Annotated in this window: 15 protein-coding genes and 1 pseudogene; 8 read left to right on the top strand and 8 right to left on the bottom strand. The window is 75.7% G+C overall.

Translation table 11 applies throughout. The features are described from left to right. Positions 1-6: 6 nt before the first annotated feature. Both ACWDCZ_RS27995 and ACWDCZ_RS27990 read left to right on the top strand, forming a co-directional pair. On the top strand, positions 7-660 hold the full coding sequence (locus ACWDCZ_RS27995; protein WP_449817265.1) for a helix-turn-helix transcriptional regulator: 654 nt from the start codon (positions 7-9) through the stop codon (positions 658-660). 32 nt (positions 661-692) lie between these two features. Continuing rightward, positions 693-1,163 (top strand): DUF3291 domain-containing protein, encoded by a 471-nt coding sequence (locus ACWDCZ_RS27990; RefSeq protein ID WP_049660689.1) that lies wholly within the window; start codon positions 693-695, stop codon positions 1,161-1,163. Positions 1,164-1,470: 307 nt separating this feature from the next. Here the strand turns inward: ACWDCZ_RS27990 and ACWDCZ_RS27985 are convergent, their stop codons facing one another. After that, on the bottom strand, positions 1,471-2,727 hold the full coding sequence (locus ACWDCZ_RS27985; RefSeq protein WP_449817264.1) for an alpha/beta hydrolase family protein: 1,257 nt from the start codon (positions 2,725-2,727) through the stop codon (positions 1,471-1,473). A 263-nt stretch (positions 2,728-2,990) separates the two neighbouring features. Here ACWDCZ_RS27985 and ACWDCZ_RS27980 point away from each other — a divergent pair, with 263 nt between their 5' ends. Continuing rightward, positions 2,991-4,181, top strand: a complete 1,191-nt coding sequence (locus ACWDCZ_RS27980) for a sensor histidine kinase (protein ID WP_449817263.1) — start codon at positions 2,991-2,993, stop codon at positions 4,179-4,181. Continuing rightward, complete coding sequence (locus ACWDCZ_RS27975) at positions 4,178-4,858, top strand: response regulator transcription factor (RefSeq protein WP_380778565.1); 681 nt, start codon at positions 4,178-4,180, stop codon at positions 4,856-4,858. The genes ACWDCZ_RS27980 and ACWDCZ_RS27975 overlap by 4 nt, the downstream gene beginning before the upstream one ends. Before the next feature lie 232 nt (positions 4,859-5,090). On the opposite strand, the gene ACWDCZ_RS27970 is transcribed toward ACWDCZ_RS27975, so the two are convergent. Then, positions 5,091-5,843 (bottom strand): hypothetical protein, encoded by a 753-nt coding sequence (locus ACWDCZ_RS27970; RefSeq protein ID WP_449817262.1) that lies wholly within the window; start codon positions 5,841-5,843, stop codon positions 5,091-5,093. A gap of 434 nt (positions 5,844-6,277) precedes the next feature. Here ACWDCZ_RS27970 and ACWDCZ_RS27965 point away from each other — a divergent pair, with 434 nt between their 5' ends. The 3 genes from ACWDCZ_RS27965 to ACWDCZ_RS27955 all read left to right on the top strand — a co-directional run bounded on the left by ACWDCZ_RS27965 (position 6,278) and on the right by ACWDCZ_RS27955 (position 8,375). Beyond that, complete coding sequence (locus ACWDCZ_RS27965) at positions 6,278-6,481, top strand: hypothetical protein (protein WP_375876120.1); 204 nt, start codon at positions 6,278-6,280, stop codon at positions 6,479-6,481. Between the two features lie 31 nt (positions 6,482-6,512). After that, positions 6,513-6,800: a hypothetical protein gene (locus ACWDCZ_RS27960; RefSeq protein WP_449817261.1), complete on the top strand. Its 288-nt coding sequence runs from the start codon at positions 6,513-6,515 to the stop codon at positions 6,798-6,800. A 447-nt stretch (positions 6,801-7,247) separates the two neighbouring features. Next, complete coding sequence (locus ACWDCZ_RS27955; protein WP_449817260.1) at positions 7,248-8,375, top strand: glycosyltransferase; 1,128 nt, start codon at positions 7,248-7,250, stop codon at positions 8,373-8,375. A gap of 188 nt (positions 8,376-8,563) precedes the next feature. Here the strand turns inward: ACWDCZ_RS27955 and pspAA are convergent. The 5 genes and pseudogenes from pspAA to ACWDCZ_RS27930 all read right to left on the bottom strand — a co-directional run bounded on the left by pspAA (position 8,564) and on the right by ACWDCZ_RS27930 (position 13,848). Beyond that, a pseudogene (gene pspAA, locus ACWDCZ_RS27950) lies at positions 8,564-8,838 on the bottom strand (PspA-associated protein PspAA). 410 nt (positions 8,839-9,248) lie between these two features. Then, on the bottom strand, positions 9,249-10,310 hold the full coding sequence (locus ACWDCZ_RS27945) for a DUF2776 family protein (protein ID WP_449817259.1): 1,062 nt from the start codon (positions 10,308-10,310) through the stop codon (positions 9,249-9,251). Between the two features lie 402 nt (positions 10,311-10,712). Then, the gene (locus tag ACWDCZ_RS27940; protein ID WP_255357450.1) at positions 10,713-10,844 is read right to left on the bottom strand and encodes a hypothetical protein; all 132 of its coding nucleotides are present in this window, start codon (positions 10,842-10,844) and stop codon (positions 10,713-10,715) included. A 7-nt stretch (positions 10,845-10,851) separates the two neighbouring features. Beyond that, a complete protein-coding gene (locus ACWDCZ_RS27935; RefSeq protein ID WP_449817258.1) occupies positions 10,852-11,916 on the bottom strand; it encodes a substrate-binding domain-containing protein in 1,065 nt (354 codons plus the stop codon). Between the two features lie 132 nt (positions 11,917-12,048). Beyond that, the gene (locus ACWDCZ_RS27930; RefSeq protein ID WP_079272883.1) at positions 12,049-13,848 is read right to left on the bottom strand and encodes a glycoside hydrolase family 35 protein; all 1,800 of its coding nucleotides are present in this window, start codon (positions 13,846-13,848) and stop codon (positions 12,049-12,051) included. Between the two features lie 263 nt (positions 13,849-14,111). Here ACWDCZ_RS27930 and ACWDCZ_RS27925 point away from each other — a divergent pair, with 263 nt between their 5' ends. Beyond that, positions 14,112-15,230 (top strand): substrate-binding domain-containing protein, encoded by a 1,119-nt coding sequence (locus ACWDCZ_RS27925; protein ID WP_375876129.1) that lies wholly within the window; start codon positions 14,112-14,114, stop codon positions 15,228-15,230. A gap of 52 nt (positions 15,231-15,282) precedes the next feature. Here the strand turns inward: ACWDCZ_RS27925 and ACWDCZ_RS27920 are convergent. Beyond that, the coding region (locus ACWDCZ_RS27920) for a sugar phosphate isomerase/epimerase family protein (protein ID WP_449817257.1) at positions 15,283-15,707 on the bottom strand (425 nt) is incomplete at its 5' end.

Here is a 15,707-nt window from a genome sequence, read left to right as displayed (position 1 = left end):
GGCCGCATGGAGCACATCGAAGCGATCGCCGCCCTGCACGACCCCGTGCGCCGCCGCCTCTACGCGTACGTGGCGGCCCAGGGCCGCGAGGTGGGCCGGAACGAGGCGGCGGAGGCCGTCGGGGTGGCGCGGACACTGGCGGCGCACCACCTGGAGAAGCTGGTCGAGGCCGGGCTGCTGGAGAGCGGCAGCCGCAGGCTCACCGGGCGGTCGGGGCCGGGGGCGGGGCGGCCGGCGAAGGTGTACACGCGGACGCGCGCCGAGCGGGTGGTCTCGCTGCCCGCGCGCGACTACCGGACGGCCGCCGAACTGCTCGCCGAGGCCGCCGAGCGGGCCGGGCTGGACGACGGGCTGCGCGCGGCCGCGCGGCGGCGGGGGGAGGCCGAGCGCGGAGCGGCCGCGCCCTGCGGGGGGCTCGACGAGGCCGTCGCGCTGCTGGCCGCCCGCGGGTACGAACCCCGCCTGGAGGAGGGGGCCATTCGCATGCGCAACTGCCCCTTCCACTCCGTCGCCGAGCGCTTCCCGCCCCTCGTCTGCGGCATGAACCTCGCCCTCCTGGAGGGACTTCTCGGCGCGGACGGTGCCCTCCACGCCCGGATGGACGCCCGGCCCGGGGAGTGCTGCGTGGTGGTCGAGCCTTCTAAAAACAATATTGATTGACATAGAAAGAAGGCCCGTGCTGGGATGGCGCCATGACCTCCCACCACCTCGCCCAGTTCAACGTCGCCACGCTCCGCCACCCCGTCGACGACCCGCGCATCGCGCCGTTCGTCGATCTGGTCTCCCCGGTCAATGCCGCCGCCGACACCGCCCCCGGCTTCGTCTGGCGGCTCGCCGCGGACGGGAAGGACGACGCGACCGCCCTGCGCCCGGCGGGCGAGGACGTCATCGTCAACATGTCGGTGTGGGAGAGCCGGGAGGCGCTGTGGGAGTTCACCTACCGCAGCGGGCACCTGGAGGCGATGCGGCGGCGGCGTGAGTGGTTCGAGCGGAACGTCGAGGCGCACCTGGTCCTGTGGTGGGTCCCGGCCGGGCACCTGCCGGACGTCGACGAGGCCCTGGAGCGACTGGCCGACCTGCGCGCGAACGGCCCCTCCCCGCGCGCCTTCACCTTCAACTCCCCCCGTACTCCGGACGGAGCCGCACCACACCCGGGCGCGTGATCGGGCCGCTCCTCCGCCACCGCCGAGCGGACCCGGCGTCCGCTGTGCCGGCCAGGACCACCAGCAGCCGCGGGAACGAACGCCAGCGCTGCTCCTCGCCGGTGCCCACGGTGTACGCGGGCTCGGCGGCGGGCCGGTACACCCCGGCCTGGCCGGCGGGCAGCTCCGGGGCGGGGAGGCCGAGCGGGCCGCAGGCCTCGCCGCGGGCGCGGGCGCCGGCGACGAAGGCGGCGTGGATCCGGCCGACGTCGAGCAGGTGCTCGCGCCCGTGCCGCCCGGCGCCACAAGGGATGCCGGGCGGGCCGGTTCAGCGCAGCACCTCCAGCTCCGGCCAGTCGTCGCCGGGCCGATCGAGGAAGTCGGTGGGCCGCCCCGTCAGGTACCGCGCGAAGAAGGCGGCGACGGCGGTGCGCTGGGCGGCCAGGGAGCGCCGGGGGTCGACGGTGCCGATGAGTCCGGCCGCGTCGGGGACCGGGAGGCGGCGGACGAGCTGGGGCAGGAGGACCTGGAGGTCGGTGTACGAGCCGTGGGCGGCGTTGCGCAGCCGCAGGGCATGCCGCAGGCCGGTGGACGCCGCCCAGCACGAGGCCCAGCTCGGTTCGGTGCGCAGGGTCTTCGTGCCGGAGGCCATCAGCAGGAAGGGCTTGGCGAGGCCGCTGTCGGCGACGGGTCCGAGGAGGGCACCGTCGAGGTCGGCCGCCGCGAGGACGCGGGGCTCGTCGTGGGCGAGCTGGGCGGCGACGGAGCCGCCGAGGGACTGCCCGAGCACGCCGGTCCTGGCCGGGTCGGCGGCTTCGGCGAGCCCGTCCGGGAGCGGGCCGGTGCCGGTGTCGGTGCCGGTGTCGGGGCGGTCCCCGCGGGCGAGGCGGTCGAGTGCGCCGAGGACGAAGCGGGCGTCGGCGAGGCGGGCCCGGGAGTGCCCGGAGAGGAGGGCGGCGACGACCTCCGGGGTGAGGTCGTCGGGGAGCGGGAGGGCGCGTTCGACACGGCCGCCGGGGAACTCGACCTGTTCGGCCTCGTACGTGGAGTCGAGGGTGACGACGATGTGGCCGCGGCTCGCCAACTCCTCGACCAGGGTGGTGCCGAGGGCGCGCGTGCCGCCGTCGCCGGGGGAGAACAGCACCACGGGCAGCCGGCCGGCGCGGCGGGCGACGGGCGCGCCGGTGCGGGCGTGGGTCCTGATCCCACGCCAGTCGGCGGCGCCGGCGGGGACACCGAGGGCCGGTGCGGAGTGCGCGTCCCAGTCGGCCGCCGCGGCCGGGGGCAGCCAGGGGGCCGTCGGGTGCCCGGCGCCGGGTTCCGCCGGGTACCAGAGGCCGGCCATGAGCTCCCGGTAGGGCTTGGCGGGGAGGAGGGGGTCGGGGCGGCTGTCGTCGACCAGGTGCAGCGCGACGGTGCCGACGGGCCAGGGCCCGGTGGGCGCGGGCAGGCGCAGCGGGACGGGGATGCCGGTCGGGGCGGCGGGGCGGCTTCCCGGGGCGGGGGCGGCGGCCACGGTGGCGAGCGCGGCGACGCCGAGCGTGCCGAGCAGGGCGCGGCGGGTCGGGGGCATGGTCGGGGGCATGGCGCGTACTCCTCGGGCGGTGCGGCTGCGGGTCGCCACCAGGGTTCCGCCGCCGGGGGGTGCGGGGCGCCCTGCCGGGGGACGATCCCGCCGGTGGGCACGGGTCGCCCCGGCGCGCGTTCGCTCCTCCGCGCGGAGGAGCCCCCGGTGTCCCGGGGTCTCCCTCGATGTCCGCCGGCGGGCGGACGCCTTCGCGGGTGCGAGGGCCCTACCGTGGGGCTCCGGCGAGGACGCCGGACGACGCGGACGCGAGGACGGACACGATGACCGAGACCGGCGCGGTACGGACGGGCCCGCCGGGAGCCCTCGCCCGGCTGCCGGGGCGGGTGCCGCCCCTGGCGGCGGACGCCGCGCTCGCGGCGGCCCTGTTCCTGGTGACACTCGGGCCGGGGCGGGTGGCGAACGGTACGGGCTTCGCGCTGCAGACCGCCCTGGTGCTGCCGTTGGTGTGGCGGCGGCGGGCGCCCCGGGCCGCGTTCGGGGTGATCGCCGCCGCGGCGCTCGCGCAGTGGCTGCTGGGTGTTCAGCTGCCCGCCGACGCGGCGTTGCTGGTCGCCCTCGGGACGGTGACCGCGCGGGCGCCGTACCGGTCGGCGTGGGCGGCGGCTCTGGTGGCGGTGGTCGGGGCGGTGCTGGCGGCGGCGCGCTGGGCGCCCGAGGGCCGGTTCCCCGCCTCGGCCGCCGCGATGACGGCGGCGGTCGCCGCGAGCGCGCTGCTCGGGGCGAACGCCCGGATCCGGCGGGCCGCGCGGGCGGAGCGGCTGGCGCGGCTGGAACTGGACCGCGACGAGCGGGAGCGCCGGGCGGTGGAGGAGGAACGCGCCCGGATCGCACGGGAGTTGCACGACAGCGTGACGCACGGCCTGTCAGTGGTGGTGGCGCTGGCGGACGCGCTCGGGCACGCGAGGCCGGCCGACGCCTGCGCCGTGACGGCCCGGATCGCGGAGACCGGGCGGCAGGCGCTGACCGACATGCGGCGGGCACTGGGCCTGCTCCAGGACGCCGGTCCCGACGCCGGCCCCCACACGGGGCCCGGGGACGACCGGCGGTCGCCGCCGGGGATCGGGCAGCTCAGGGCGTTGTGCGAGCAGATGGCGGCGGCGGGCCTCGTGACCCGGCTGCGGGTGGACGGCGAGGCCGCCGGGGTGCCGGCCGCGGCGCAGCTGACGGTGCACCGGCTCGTCCAGGAGTCGCTGACCAACGCGCTGCGCCACGCGCCGCAGGGGTCGCGCGCCGAGGTACGGGTGTCCTGCGCGCCGGGGGCGGTCACGGTCGAGGTGACCGACGACGGGCGGGCCGCCGGGACCGGGCGGCCGGGATCCGCCGGGTCCGGGCGGGGTCTGACGGGGATGCGGGAGCGAGCCGCGGCCTTCGGCGGGGTGCTGGAGGCGGGCCCGCGGCCGGGCGGCGGCTGGCGGGTCTTCGTACGGCTGGATCCCGGGGGCGCGCCGTGAGCGTCCGGGTGCTGCTGGTGGACGACGAGGAGCTGCTGCGGCTGGCGTTCGGCATGATCCTGCGCGCCGAGCCGGACATGGAGCCGGTCGGGGAGGCGGCCGACGGGGCGGCGGCGGTGGAGCTGGCGCGGCGGCTGCGGCCGGACGTGGTGCTGATGGACGTGCGGATGCCGGGCACCGACGGCATCGGGGCGACCCGGCGCCTGCTGCGCGAGGTGCCCGGGACGCGGGTGCTGGTGCTCACGACCTTCGACCTGGAGGCGTACGCCGTCGAGGCGCTGCGCGCCGGGGCCTCCGGCTTCCTGCTGAAGAACAGCCGGCCGGAGGAACTGCTGGGGGCGATCCGCGACGTGGCCCGGGGGGACGCCGTGGTCTCCCCTCGGGTGACCCGGCTGCTGCTGGACCGCTTCGCCCACCGGCTCCCCGCCGCCGGAGACGGGGGCGGGGGCGGGGGAGGGGGCGACGCGGAGCGGCTGCGCGTGCTGACCGCGCGCGAGCGGGAGGTCCTGCTGGGGGCCGCCCGCGGCCTGACCAACACGGAACTCGCCGCCGCCCTCGGCCTCGCGGAGCCCACGGTGAAGAAGCATCTCGGCCGGGTCATGGCCAAGCTGGGCCTGCGGGACCGGGTGCAGGCGGTGATCTTCGCGTACGAGTGCGGGCTGGTCGGGCCGAGGTAGGCGCGTCCGGCCGCCGTCCGGCCGCCGTCCCCGCCGCCGCCGCCGGTCCGCCCGCCGGGTCCCCGCGCGCCGCCGCTCGGCCCGTCGGGAGCCGCTGGCGCGCCCGTGGCGAAGCAGCCCGTCCGGGCGCACGGTGTCTTCCCTGCCTTCGGCGAAGTGGTGGGTGGTCAGCGGGAGCACGGCTTGCCGACCCCTTGGATCCCGCCGACCTCTCGGGTCCTGTCGGACCCGGCTACGGCCGGTACCGGTCGGCGAGGTCGCCGTAGCCGCCCGCTGTCCAGACCGCCTTGCGGAACTCCGCGAGGCCGAGCGGCCCTGTTCCCTGGCCGGCGGCGGGCGGGAAGTGCGTGGTGCCGCAACGGGCGCAGTACCAGGCCTGGTTCCAGAGCCGTTCGGCCCGGGGTCGGCCTGCCAGGTGCCGCCGCCTGGCGAGGAACAGTGCGGTCGCGCCCGCCAGCAGGGCGATCGCGACGGCCATGATCAGACACGACCCCCAGAGCGGGACCAGCGCGTCGTTCGCGTCGGCGAGCGCGGCCGCCGTGTGCGTGGCCGGGGAAGCCGGAGCGGCCTTCGGAAGGTCGCCCGGGAGGAGGTCGGTGGGGAAGTCGTTCGGGAACCCCGGGTGCGCGGTCACCCAGTCCGGCGGCGAGAGGTCGGGCTTCCGGGCGACGGGCGCGTCGCGCGCCATGGTCCCCTGGACGAAGGTGAAGACCGCCCCGACCAGCGTCACGAAGCCCAGGGATGCCAGCGTCTGGACCGCCGTGCCGACCGCGGGCGGCGCGGGCGCCAGGGCCCGGCCGAGGGCGGAGACCTCCTCGCGGGTCTCAACGCGGCCGTCGCGGCCGGAGGAGCGCACGGTGACGTTCCGCCGCTCGCCCAGGTGGACCGCCGGCACACTGCGGACCTGGTCGGTCAGCGCGCAGCTCGGGCAGGGCGTCAGGGCACCGGGCGGCGGTGGCGCAAAGACGGCGTCGTTGATCGGCATGTACGGAAATCCCCCCAGGAGCAACGATGGTCGGGCGACCGTTCGTATCCGGGTGGACGCAGCCGCACGGCCTCCGGTTGCCACTGCCCCGACCGCCCCCGTGCCCGCCGCTGCGCACCACCTGCTCCGGAAGGCGGCCACGCCGCCCGACCGCCGCCCTTCCTTCAACACGATGGGCACGGGCGGGCAGAGACGCCTTGGAGAGTCTCCGGCGGGCGACGGGCCATCGTCGCCTACCGCGGCCGCGTCCACCCGGCCGTCGACCGGGACTCCGCCGACGCGATCGACGAGGCCGTCGCCGACCCCGGTCGGGCGCGTAGTAGGCCACCCGTACGACCCGGACGGTCTCGCCGGCGGTGTCGTCCGACAGGCGGTCATGACCGTTTGACGGGCGATATTGACCGGTGCAGTCGAACTGTCGGTACGGTCAGCTCATGGAAGAGCTGCCCGAGGGCGTGGACCGCGACATCCTGGACCGCCGGATAGGCCGTGCGATCAGGGCGATCCGGGACGCGTCCGGCTGCACGCTCCATGAAGCACTCGACGTATTCACACAGCGGTACGAGGAGCTCCGCCGTGATCGGCCTGGTGACTTCCAGCTGAGCCGCGAGGAGTACAGCCGGGACGTCTACACCTGATCCGATCGAACTCGCCTGTCAGCGGACACGGGTGACCGAGCAGACCGGCCAGGAGACCACCCGCGGGAGCCGGCACGTCGTCGACGCGGTGACGGCACCGCCGGCGTGCGAGCGGCTCGCTGATGAGGCGCTCGCCCTGCTGGCCGCCGAGGAAGAGGCCACGGCCGAAGGCCGGCCCGGTGCCGTCCGGCGGACGCGTACCGGCCCGCACGAAGCCGTCGGCCCGCTGATGGAGACCGTCCAGGTGCCACCGTCCACGGGAGCACCGCCCTTGGCATCGACGGTGTGGTCAGCCGCGGCGCCGACGGCGCATCCGTGACCCTGCTGCCCGGCCTGCGCTCGCAGCGGGAGCTGCTCCTGGACGCCTGGGAGCTCGCGTGGGACGCGGTCGATCGCCTCGCCCTTCAACCCACCGAGCGCTGAACCACGGGCCCACCCGGCCGCTCATGAGAGTGGGCCCGAGACGCATCAACTCACGGGAGGATGCCCCGCGCGCCCAGCGGACCGCTCGGCTGCTCCGTTCCGGTGTGTTTTGAAAGATCCTGTCGATTGATCATGCGTTGAGCAGGGGACTTGCAGGATCTGGGACTTGAGATCCTGGTTGTCTGGCCTGTGGTTCTGCTGCCGTGATTGATCGTTCATGGGCTGTGGCCTGAGGGTTTGCAGAATCTGGGACCGATGTTCGGGTCGGTCGGGAGAACCTGTGGGTGGTCAGGGGAGCAGGGGCTGGCCGTTCTGCCCGCGGACGGCTCGGTAGCCTCGCCCGATGCGCATCCTGTTCACGTTCATCGGTGGCAGCGGCCACTTCCGCCCCCTCATCCCGGTGGCCCGCGCGGCGCAGGCCGCCGGGCACACCGTCGCGGTCGCGGGCAGCGGCGGCAGAACGGCCGAGATCACGGCGGCCGGGTTCACCGCCTTCGCCACCAGCGAGCCGCGGGTGAGTACGGCGGGTTCCGCGGGCGCGGCGGCCGTGCCCGTCGACGTACCCGATCCGGCGGCTGACCTGCGGCAGCTCGCCGAGGGCTTCGCCCGGCGCGGTGGGAGACGGCAGGCTGCTGCGGTGCTGGACATCGCCCGCGATTGGAAGCCCGATGTCCTGGTGCGCGACGAGGTCGACTTCGGCAGCTCGATCGCGGCCGAGGTGCTCGGGATACCCTGTGCGACCGTCATCGTGCTGGCCGCCGGGGGCTTCCTTCGCAAGGAGGTCGTCGCGGGGCCGCTGCACGAGCTGCGCTCCGAGTACGGGCTGCCGGCCGACCCTGGGCTCGCGATGCTGGACCGGGACGTGGTCCTGTCGCCGTTCCCGCACGCCTTCCGGGACCCGCGCTTCCCGTTGCCCGCCCACGCGTTCGCGTTCCGGCCGGGCCCGGCCGTTCCCGCAGCCCCCGTGCGGGACACCCCCACCGTGTACTTCACGCTCGGCACCGTCTACACCAGCACCGAGCTGTTCGCCCGGGTCCTGAGCGGGCTCCAGGGACTCGCGGCGAACGTGGTCACGACGGTCGGCTCCCAGGTCGACCCCGCGCTGTTCGGGCCAATGCCGCCGAACGTCCGGATCGAGCGCTTCGTCCCGCAGGATCAACTGCTGCCGCAGTGCAGCCTGGTGGTCTCGCACGGCGGCTCCGGCAGCCTGCTCGGCACGCTCGCCCACGGCCTGCCCTCGGTGCTGCTGCCGCTCGGCGCGGACCAGCCGTACAACGCGCGGCGGTGCGTCGAACTCGGTACCGCCCGGGTGCTGGACCCGGTCACCGTGACCCCGGACGAGGTGCGCGAGACGGTGTCGGCGGTACTGGCCGACGAAGGCTACCGCCATGCCGCCGAGCGGCTTCAGCGCGAGACCAACGCCCTGCCCGGACCGGAGCAGACCGTTCCCCTGCTCGAAGCACTCCGCTGAGCATCCCGCGTCCCCGTATCTGCCCCGCCCGCTGGCTGCACCGTCGAAGTGGGAGCTGGTGGCCGCGCTGGTCCGCGTTCCGGCGGATCCGTGGTGGGAGGACCAGGTGCTGCACGCGAAGTTCTGCCCGGCGAAGGGGTGCCGGGCGTGGGGCTCCCCGGCCCCGCGGTGCACCGGGGAGCCGGGGGTCAGCCCGGGATCAGGCCGCCGTCGCCGAGCACCTCGCGGACCTCGTCCATGGACGCATCGGGTGCGGGCAGGATCAGCTCCGAGGGCTCCAAGGCGTCGTCCGGCAGCGGGGTTCCCAGGCGGCGTACGGCGTCCAGGAGGGCCCCGGAGTCCTCCGGAAGCCTTCGTCGCCGTCCTCCATCTCTGCGAGCAGTTCGTCGTCGAGCTTGTTCAGCTCGGCGAAGTGGGCGTCGGCCAGCTCTGCTTGGCCCTCGCCCATGATGCGCACGATCACGGTGGTCTCCCGTCTGTGGGTGATGATCCCGGTCGGAGCGGTTGGACCGTTGCTCATCCCCGGACCACCTCGGCGGCGGCCGCGCGTGTCCCCCGGACAGAAGGATCCGTACCGTACTGCCGCGCCGCGGTCCCGACCCGCGATCCGACCCGGCGGCCCGGGACGCCCCGGCGGCTGCGCGCGGTCGGCCGGCGTTCTGTGCGGTGGCCGTTCTGTTTCGGAGCGGAGCGGCTCCTGGTGGCCGAGGCCGATCTCGACTGTGCTCCCGTCGGCGAGTTGCAGGGTCTCCTTGTGTTTGCGCGGCACGTTGAGGTGCCCTTCCCGCTCGCGGTACTGGGTGGCTGCGGCGAGGTTTCGGGCCTCTTTCTCCGCGTGTGTCACCTTCGCGGCCGGCATTTTCGGGCGTTCGGTCAGTTCCGGTCGGCGACGCCGGCCTCCAGGACGGAGACCACGGCGAACAGCGAGAAGCAGACGGCGCCGAGGCCGACCAGGACCCGGGCCGCGACCGTCACGTCCGGGTCGGCCGACTCGAACAGGAACGCCGACATGAACAGGCACAGCAGTGTGGTGCCGACCGGGACCAGCGGGACGCGGCCGGCCGGCGGCGCGGCACGGCGCCAGCCGAGGGCGAGCAGCAGCACCGCGCTCAGCACTGTCCAGCACAGCAGACCCAGCCCGATCTGCACGTACCCGGTGGCCAGTTGACCGGGTCGGGGGTCCAGGGCGACGACGACCAGGCCCCCGGTGATGTCCATGGCACCGAGCACGGCGGCCGGGACGAGCCACCAGACCCGCTCCCGCCGGGTGTACGTGTTCCGGATCTGCCGCAGCAGGGTGATCACCAGCCCGATCAGGGCGGTGCAGACGATCGCCTGGTCGACCACCACGTGCCCGGCCGTGAAGCGCCCGTCCGAGTCCCCGCCGCCCCCGTTGGCCAGCATGACGGTCGCCCACGCCCAGGCGGCGGCGGCCGCAAGGACCGGGACCGCCACCAGCGCCCGGGCCGCGGACCGGCCGAACGGCGCGGGCGAGCGCGGCGGGGAACCCTCCGGCAGGACGGCGTTCTGCCCGATCAGCGTGAAGCGGGTGGCGACCGCGGCCACCGACGAGACGCACACGCAGACCAGGCCGATGCCGAGGACCACGCTGCCGGCCACGAAGTCGGCCACCGGCCGGTGGCTCTCCGCCAGCAGGCCCAGCCCGTAGCCGACGGCGGCCCCGGACACCGCGAAGCCGAACGCCGGGTAGCCGATCCGGTCCAACGCGCCGAAACGGCCGATCAGTTGCCGCACGACGGTCGCCGCGACGGCGAACAGGCAGAGACAGACGGCGGCCAGGAAGACCAGCGTCAGGCCCGCGACCCGGGCGCTCGGCCCGGTGGAGTGCGCGAGGACGTAGCCGCCGAGCGAGGCCGACACCGCGCCCATGAGCAGCGGAACCGCCCGGAGCAGCACGCTCATTCCGTGGTCCACCAGGTCTCCTCGTTCCCTCGCGCTCGCCGGTCCCGGGCGGCAGTCAGTGTTCAGCCCACCGGCTCTCCGGCCGGCACCCCGGCGGCGGGTGTCCACGGATTTCGTCCGATCGGCTCACGGCTGCTCCGTCCCGACTGGATCCCAGATCACGTGTCCCGCACCCTTCTCGCTGCCGGCCCCGGGAATCCCGGACCGGCTGGCTCTTCCAGCTCGGGGGAGCGTACGGCGGGACAGTGACAGCCCGTACCGGCGAGCACTTCACCGCGCTGGTCAGGACCACTTGGCAATCGGTCAGGACCGCGTGTCAGAGGACATCGGGCTCAGCCCCGCGCTCGACCCGAGGCCCTGACCGGGTACCCGCCGGTGGCCCTGATCGTCACCGGCGCCGGAGCGATGTCCCGGTCAGTCTTCCAGGTCCGACCAGATGTTGAGACTGCCGTCCTCGACGACCCATTCGTGGTAGCCGAGCCTGCGGCCGATCTCCTCGAACCGGCTCAGCCGCGCCGGGCCAATGGGGATGAAGTACACCTTCATCGCCCGCTCAGGCTCCGGAGGACTCGCGCACCGTCAGGTCCGGCAGGAGGTCCAGGTGGTGCACCGGCAGGGCGGGGCCGGTGGCGGCCAGCCGGCGGACCAGGAGGTCCACCGCGGCGGCGCCGACGGCGCGCTTGGGCGGGGCCACGGCGGTCAGCGGCGGGGCGCCGAGGGCGGCGAACACGTCGTCGTAGGCGACCAGGGCGAGGTCCTCGGGGATCCGTACGCCGCGGGTGCGCAGCAGGGGCAGCAGTTGCAGGGCGTCCTGGTCGTTGTGCACGAGGGCGGCGCGGACCCCGTCGGCGACCGCCTCGGCGAGCCGGGCGGCGACGGAGTCGACGCCGGCGGCCGGGGTGCGGACGTCGATGACGGGTTCGGCGGGCAGGTCGAGGGTGCGGCAGGCGTCGGTGTAGCCCAGGCGGACCTGGTAGGCCGTCCAGGTGTCGGTGCGGGCCGCCAGGGCCACCCGGCGGTGGCCGAGGGAGGTGAGGTGGCGCAAGGCGAGCAGGACGCCGTGGCGGTGGTCGGAGCCGACCGCGTCGAGGGCCGCGGCGGGGCTGCCGGGGGCCGGGCGTCGTTCCAGCAGGACGGCGGGGACGGGGAGTTCGGCCGCCCAGGCGTGGTCCTCGGGGTGGTCGGCGGCGGTCCAGTTCGGGGCGAGCAGAAGGCCCTGGGCGCCGGAGGCGAGGAGCTGGTCGACCTGGACGCGGTCGGCGCTGGCCTCGTAGGAGGAGATGCCGAGGACCAGGTGCGCGCCGGCCTCGGCAGCGGCGGTGCGCGCGCCGGCGATGACCTCGTCGAAGTACTGCACCACGGCGGGGACGAGCAGGCCCAGGGTGGGGGCCTCGGCGGGCCGGGGCGGCACGGGGGCGGGGGCGTCCGCGGGGCCGCCGAAGGAGACGGAGCCGTGGGTGCGGCGGAGCAGGCCCGCGTCGGCGAGGCTCGCGACGTCCCGGCGGACGGTGACGGCGGGCAGGCCGAGCCGCTCGGCGAGGTCCACCACCCGGACGGTGCCCAGGCCGCGCACCGTGTCGAGGATGCGGGCGCGGCGATCGTCCGCCGGGATCGGCATGGCACTCCCTGTCGGTGGGCCGGTCTGTCGAGGTGGACAGGAACCTACCATTCGGTCACCGGGCGGACGGCCGGTGCGGGCTCCCCGCGGGCCCGGGCCGGGGGCCGGCGCGCGCCCGCGGGGCGGGAGGGGTCAGGAGCCGTAGCGCTCCTCGGGGACGGCGGGGCCGAGGTCGGGGCCCTCGACCAGTTCGACGCGGTCGCCCGGGCGGTGGAGTTCGAGGACCAGCAGCTCGTTGGCGCCGGCCCGCCAGAGCGGCGCGGGGGCGTAGAGGGTGCGCTGCGGGCCGCGGTCCCAGTAGCGGCCGAGCGCGAAGCCGTTCAGCCAGACCATGCCCTTGGTGAAGCCGGGCAGGGCGAGGAAGCCGTCGGCGGGGGTGTCGACGGTCAGTTCGGCGCGGTGGAAGCCGGGGCCGTCGGCGGTGGAGGGCGCGCCGAGGGCGAGGGCCGTCAGGTCGTCGAGGGGCAGCGGGCGTATCTCCCAGCCGAACTGGTACTGCCGGTCGACCCGGACACCGCCGGTGATGCCCTTGGGGTCGTGCAGCAGCGGGCCGTAGTTGATCCGGCCGAGGTTCTCGACGAGCAGTTCCAGGACGGCGCCGCCCTCGGGCACCCGCAGCGGCAGGGCCTGTTCGGGGTGGTTGCGGTCGAGGACGCCGAGGGGTTCGCCGTCGAGGAAGACCTGGGCGCGGTCGGCGAGGCCGTCCACCCGCAGTTCACCGCGGGCGAGCGGGCCGCGCAGACGGGTGCGGTAGTGGATGAGGCCGAGGTTCTGGCCGAGCCGCTCCATCGGGAGGGGCTCGGGGAGGCGGTGCGCGGTGGAGAGTTCGCCGAGGGCGCCGCCGGCGCCGAGCAGCGGGCGGCCGGCGGTGACGGGGGCGCTGCGGGGGGCGAGGCGGGCGGGCAGCGGCGGCAGCGGGTGGGGGTTGGGGCCGAGGTGGCGTTCGATCACCGCGCGGAAGAGGTGGAACTTCTCGGTGAGTTCGCCGGCTTCGCCGACCGGGGCGTCGTAGTCGTAGCTGGTGACGTCCGGCTGGTAGCTCGTCCCGTCGTGGTTGGCGCCGTTCCACCAGCCGAAGTTGGTGCCGCCGTGGCCCATGTACATGTTGACGGAGGCGCCGGCGGCGAGCTGGGCGTCGAGGACCTCGGCGGCGTCCTCGGCGTCGCGCACGTGGTGCGGTGCGCCCCAGTGGTCGAACCAGCCGCACCAGTACTCCATGGTGACCAGCGGGCCGACCGGCTGGTGGCGGCGCAGGCAGGCGAGGGACTCCTCGGGGCGGGAGCCGAAGGTGCCGGTGGTGAGGAGTCCGGGCACCCGGCCGCCGAGCTGGAAGCCGTCCTCGGCACCGTCGGCGGTGAACAGCAGGACGTCGACGCCGCGGGCGACCAGGGCGTCCCTCAGATGTTCGAGGTAGGCGGTGTCGTTGCCGTAGCTGCCGTACTCGTTCTCCACGGCGACGGCGACCACCGGGCCGCCGTGGGAGGAGAGCAGCGGGAGCAGTACGGGCACCAGGTGGTCGAACCAGGCGTCCACGGCGGCGAGGAAGGGCGGGTCGAGGCGGCGCAGCCGCATCGCGGGGTCGGCGAGCAGCCAGCCGGGCAGGCCGCCGAACTCCCATTCGGCGCAGATGTAGGGGCCCGGGCGGACGATGACGTCGAGGCCGAGGTCGCCGGCGGCGCGGACGAAGGCGGCGAGGTCGCGGTCGCCGGTGAAGTCGGCGCGGCCGGGGGCGGGCTGGTGGAAGTTCCAGGCGACGTAGGTCTCGACGGTGTTGACGCCCATGGCGCGCAGCCGGGTGAGGCGGTCGGTCCACTGTTGGGGGCGGATGCGGAAGTAGTGGACGGCGGCGGAGACGATCCGGTGCGGACGTCCGCCGCGCAGGAAGGTGTCGCCGTCGGTGGTGAGGGCGGGGTGGGGGGCCTGGTCGGCCATCGGGTCCTCCGCGGGAGGGGAGCGGGAGTGAGGGGGGTGTGGGGACCTCGGTGGGTCCGGGCGCACGGCTGCGCGGGTGGCCGCGGGCGGATCGGCGGCGGCCACCGTGGTCACCCTAGGAGTTCGGTGATCGCACGGTCAATCGATCGACGATCATCGGCTTTATTGATCAATTTCCGATCGAACGATACTCTTCGATCGGAATATCATCGGCTGACCGCTTCCGGACGACGCGTCGGCCGGCACGACGGATGGAGGCCGGAATGGCCATCTCGGGGGAAGAGCGCCGCAGGCTGATCGTGTCGGCCGTCGGCGAACTCGGCGGGCGGGTCCGCCTCACGGAGCTGGCCGACCGGCTGGGCATCCCGGCCGTGACGGTCCGCCGGGACGTCGCCGCGCTCGCCGACGCCGGCCGGCTCTCCCGCTCGCACGGCTTCGTCTCCCTGGAACGCCCGGACGACGGCGCCCGGCCGCCGCTCGCCCCCGGCCCCGGGCAGGGCCGCGCCCTCGGCCTGCTGGTGCCCTCGGTCGGCTCCTACTTCGACGAGGTGATCGCCGGGGCCCGGGCCGCCGCCGCGGCCGCCGGGGCCCGGCTGGTCCTGGGCATCGCCCCGTACGGGGCGGGCGGCGACCGGCTACAGGCCGAACGCCTGCTGGAGTCCGGAGCCGAGGGCCTGCTGCTGGCCCCGGGGCTGGTCCCGGGCCGGACGGCCGAGGACTACGCCTGGCTGGACGCCCTGCCGGTGCCCGCCGTGCTGGTGGAGCGCCGTTCCCCCACCCCGGACGGCCCCGGGGCCGGACTGGACACCGTGGCCTCCGACCACCGGCACGGGGTCCTGAGCGCCCTGCGCCACCTGGCCGGGCTCGGCCACGGGAGCGTGCTGCTGGCCGCCCGCGGCGACTCCTGGACGGCCGCCGAGGTGCGGGCCGGATACCGGGAGGGCACCCGGCTGCTCGGACTGCCCGACCTGCCGGCGCTGGACATGCTCGGGCCGGGCAACCTGCCGGCCGATCCCGAGCCGCTGGTGGCACGGATCGCCGAGGCCGCGCGGTCCGGGACCCGGGCGCTGCTCGTCCACAACGACCAGGACGCGCTGCGGCTGGCGCCGCTGCTGCGCGCGCACGGCCTGGCGGTGCCCGCGGACGTGGCACTGGTCGCCTACGACGACGTCTTCGCCGCGCTCGCCGCGCCCCCGCTGACCGCCGTCGCCCCGCCCAAGCACGCGGTGGGCGCGGCGGCCGTCGACCTGCTGCTGCGCCGCCTGGCGGCGGGCGCCGAGCTGCCGGTGCACCGCACGGCGCTGCTCCCGGTCCTGCGCGTGCGCGCTTCCTGCGGGGCCGAGCGGACGGCCCCGCGGACGGGCGCCGCGACCCTGGGGTGAGGGGCGCGGCGCCGCCTCGGCCGGACAGGGCCTGAGGAACAGGTGTGCGCCCTCAGCCCGGCAGCAGTGCGGACAGGTGGCGCGCCCCGCTGCCCAGCCGCGGTGCCAGGGGCGCGGCGCGCGGGTGCCAGGGGGCCTCGTACTCCCAGGCCGCCCAGGTGCCGGGCGGCAGCAGGTGCAGGCAGTCGGCGATCGGCAGCACTCCGGTGCCGAGCGGCAGCGGGGTGAGGTCGTCCGCCGAGGCGACGTCCTTGACCTGCGCGTAGCCGAGGTGGGGGCCGAGCGCGCGGTGGGTCCGTGCCGGGGTCTCGCCGGCCAGCCAGGTGTGCAGCAGGTCCCAGAGCGCTCCGACCGCGGGGTGGTCCACCCGGTTCAGCAGGGGGGCCAGGGCTGCCCCGGCGCGGTGGGAGTCGTGGGTCTCGACGAGGATCCGCACGCCGAGGGCCGCCGCCCGCGGGGCCGCCGCGCGCAGGCGGC

The organism is Kitasatospora sp. NPDC001225, from assembly GCF_053597855.1.
Note: the sequence above shows the minus strand (reverse complement) of the source record. Positions and strands in the feature narration are given on the sequence as shown.